The 3,645-nt window shown below is 42.7% G+C and carries 3 protein-coding genes; 1 reads left to right on the top strand and 2 read right to left on the bottom strand.

Annotation, left to right across the window (positions count from 1 at the left end; genetic code table 11):
* Positions 1 to 614 precede the first annotated feature (614 nt).
* Positions 615 to 1,769 carry an iron-containing alcohol dehydrogenase gene (locus L1D50_RS22140; RefSeq protein WP_239966852.1) on the bottom strand — a complete coding sequence of 385 codons (1,155 nt, stop codon included), beginning with the start codon at positions 1,767 to 1,769 and terminating at the stop codon, positions 615 to 617.
* A gap of 10 nt (positions 1,770 to 1,779) precedes the next feature.
* Positions 1,780 to 2,643, bottom strand: a complete 864-nt coding sequence (locus tag L1D50_RS22145) for a type 1 glutamine amidotransferase domain-containing protein (RefSeq protein ID WP_239966853.1) — start codon at positions 2,641 to 2,643, stop codon at positions 1,780 to 1,782.
* A gap of 110 nt (positions 2,644 to 2,753) precedes the next feature.
* On the opposite strand from L1D50_RS22145, the gene L1D50_RS22150 reads away from it, so the two are divergent.
* A partial coding sequence (locus tag L1D50_RS22150; protein ID WP_239966854.1) for a LysR family transcriptional regulator occupies positions 2,754 to 3,645 on the top strand: 892 nt, incomplete at its 3' end.

Here is a 3,645-nt window from a genome sequence, read left to right on the forward strand (position 1 = left end):
CTAAAAAAACAATAATAGCAATTATGACAAATACGAAACCAGTATACTTCTAGCTGTGAAGACATTAAAAACACAACCAATAACTATAAACACCTGTTAATAATGATAATTTTTTAATGAGCCATTTCACGGGAATAAGCATAGTATTATGTAGCTCAATATTTACTGCAGACACTACTGAGCAAGCAGAAAAACGTGGCAATTGAATTCATGAGTAAATTTTAGATAACGTAAATTACTCCAAACTTTGGCTCACTTTTAACGGATGAGGTATTTGGCTCTTGTGGACCACACTATATTATGCTGAATGAAGTAAATCTTAACAAGACTATTACGTGTTAGAGAAGAAATTGCACGTGATACACAGTTCAATTTCCTTTCAGGATTTAGAAACACTGAAACGAGATTAAAGCATTATGGTAGTACAGTAATATATAATAATTAAGACCCTATATTTCTTGGCAGAATTTAACCTAACCAAGTTATACAAGACTTACGCACTTATTGAACAGCTAAAAAGCCAATAAAAACTGATGGATTAAGATGGTTTAGTTAGCTCTGAACCATCTTACTTTTATTATCAACGGTTAGCACATCCTCACGGATAACTTGCTTTACAACGCCAGCATTAAAATTTCTTTCGCCTTCGCTAAATCAATATCGCCGTGCTCACCTAATGCCGTCATACCGTTCTTTTCTAGGTTAGCGATAACTTCCTGTACTGCTTTTTCGTCTAATTGGTAATCGGCTAAACGCGTTTGCACCACCATCGACTCAAAAAAGTCCTGAACTGCTTTTATCGTTTGGTCAATTTGCTGTGCTTCATCCGCCGCTGTAATACCAAATACACGCTCACCAAGTTGCTTGATTTTTTCAGCCTTTTTGTCTCGTTGCACATACATCACCGCAGGTAATACAATCGCGAGCGTTTGCGCGTGGTCAAGGTTATACAATGCCGTTAGCTCGTGACCAATCATATGCGTTGACCAATCCTGTGGTACGCCTTGACCAATAAGGCCATTTAGCGCCATAGTCGCAGACCACATAACGTTTGCTCTTACATCATAATTGTTAGGCTCGCTTAACGCCTTTGGCCCTTCGCTGATAAGCGTTTGTAAAATACCTTCTGCGAATCTGTCTTGCAGTGGCGCATTTACTGGATACGTTAAATACTGCTCAATCACGTGAACAAACGCATCCACTACTCCATTACTCACTTGGCGAGGCGGTAATGAGTAGGTGTATTCTGGGTCGAGTACCGCAAACTGCGGCTGTACCGTCGGTGACGAAAACGCACGCTTTTGCGAAGTTGCCTTTTTAGTAACCACTGAGTTGCCGTTACTCTCAGAGCCTGTAGCAGGTAAAGTAAGCACAGCACCAATCGGTAATGGATTGCTAAAGCTTGCACCTTTTACCAAAATGTCCCAAGGCTCACCGTCAAAATTCACAGCTGCCGCCACAAACTTTGCGCCGTCAATAACACTGCCGCCGCCAACTGCAAGAATAAAGTTCACATCGTTTTGCTTTGCTGTCGCGACCGCTTGCATTAGTGTTTCATATGTTGGGTTTGGCTCCACACCACCAAATTCCACAACCTCAACGCCAGTCAGCGCACTCATTGCTTGGTCGTATACACCATTGTTTTTAATCGAGCCGCCGCCGTACAGTAGCAGCACCTTTGCAGCTTCTGGTAATCGTGAGGTGATTTCACTCATTTGGCCTTTACCAAAAAGAATTTCGGTTTGATTTTTAAATACAAAATTAAGCATGCTCAATTCCTTACTGTTGAATATTCGATTCTTTCGCTAACATTTCTAGCAGCTTTTCTGCTAGTAATTTGTCTGAAAATGGGTTTTGCCCCGTAATTAGCTCTCTATCAACAACCACTTTTGGCTGCCATGCATTTGCAAACTGCATCTTTCCTCCAGCCTGAGACATCGCTGCTGCTGGGTAAAAGTTAAGCTTTTCGCCATTTAACGTGCTTTCAAATACCTGTTCTTCTGGGTTCGAAAATATCGTCATTTGATATCCGTCATAAATCCAGTTTTTCGCTTGAACAGGTGATTGTGTTGTTAAACTCTGATAATACGCTTTTGGTTCACTTTGCGCCGACAGCAACGTAATTGGGCCGTGGCAAATCGCGGCTGTAGGTTTATTCTCGCGGTTAAAATGGCGCAAAATTTCACCCACCTGCGGATTATTCGCCAAATCAATTAATGGTGCATGCCCGCCTGGAATAAATACCGCATCAAACTCGTCTAACCCCGCAGCAAGGATCTCGCTAAAACTCGCGGTATCGTTAATGTCTGGCAGATTAGCAATAAATTTTTTGATGCTTTGTAATTTAGTCTCATCACCGCCAAAGTAATCAACCGTCACTGACTTTTGATCAACAGCAGGGGCATTACCTTTTGGTGTTGCTAATACTAGTTTATATCCAGCATCCACCAACGCCTTTGCTGGGATCCCAAACTCATTGAAATAATAACCTGTTTCTATTGTCTCGCCACTGGCAAGTTCCATCGAGGTTTCGCTCGAAAGTAACACTAATACCTCACCTTCACTTGCATGGGCACAAAGCGCAAGTGCTGAACCCAACAACGATGACACCCACACTATCGTATTCACTAAACTCTTGTTCATCCCGGCTCCTCATACCAGTTCAATATCGACAAGTTTAGGTGATTTGCGGATACAGGAGAATTCGGATAAATTGGTAGGAGCAATCAGAATATTTATGGCTTGAATGTTTTATGTCTCATCTCACCCAACTAAAAACTTTTGTGGAAGTATACCGCTGCAAAAATATCACCAAGGCTGCGGCCAACTTGGGGATGTCGCAGCCGGCTGTCACTGCACATATTCAAACCATGGAAGCGGTAGTAGGAAAAGCCTTGTTTGAACGTCAAGCACGAGGTGTAAAACCAACGCCAACAGCACATGACTTAGCGCTGCAGGTGTCTGGTCATATCGATATTTTAGAGCAGAAAATCACCTCAATTCGGGCACGCTCCAATGCGGTGTTTGGCACACTAAATATTGCCGGCCCCGCGGAGTATTTAAGCTTTGTCTCCGGTCCACAAATCGCCAACTTATTGCAAGCGGGCAACATTAACGTGGTACTTCATATTGGCAATAAAATTAACATTTTCGACGCACTAATAAACGACACCGCAGACATCGCTATTGCCGCCTCTGCGCCAGACCCCACAACCTTTGACTATCTCGTTCTAGATAAAGAACAACTGTGGCTAGTGATGAACCGTTTAGAGGGCCGAGAAATTCAAGACAGCGATATTACCGCCGACTTACTCTCAAGCTATAACGTCGTCACGTACGACCAAGACTTACCTTTGGTAAGACAATACTTTGACCGTGTATTTAATGCGAGCTGCAACTCTAATGTTATTGCTATTTGCCCAGACATTAGAGCAATTGCTAACATCATTCGCTCTGGAATAGGTTACTCCGTTCTCCCCGATTATCTCTGCCGAGATCTCATTAAAGCAGGTGAACTGATCCAGCTTGGCCCTGTAGGCCCCGAAAACAACATCTATTTGGTATGGAAAAAGGGCGCGTTAAAGCACCCTCGCATTGCTTTTGCGAAAGATGTGATCTCCGCCTTTGCTAATATTAATTATCTTT

It is taken from the genome of Pseudoalteromonas sp. Isolate6 (genome assembly GCF_022398435.1).
GTDB lineage: Bacteria > Pseudomonadota > Gammaproteobacteria > Enterobacterales > Alteromonadaceae > Pseudoalteromonas > Pseudoalteromonas galatheae.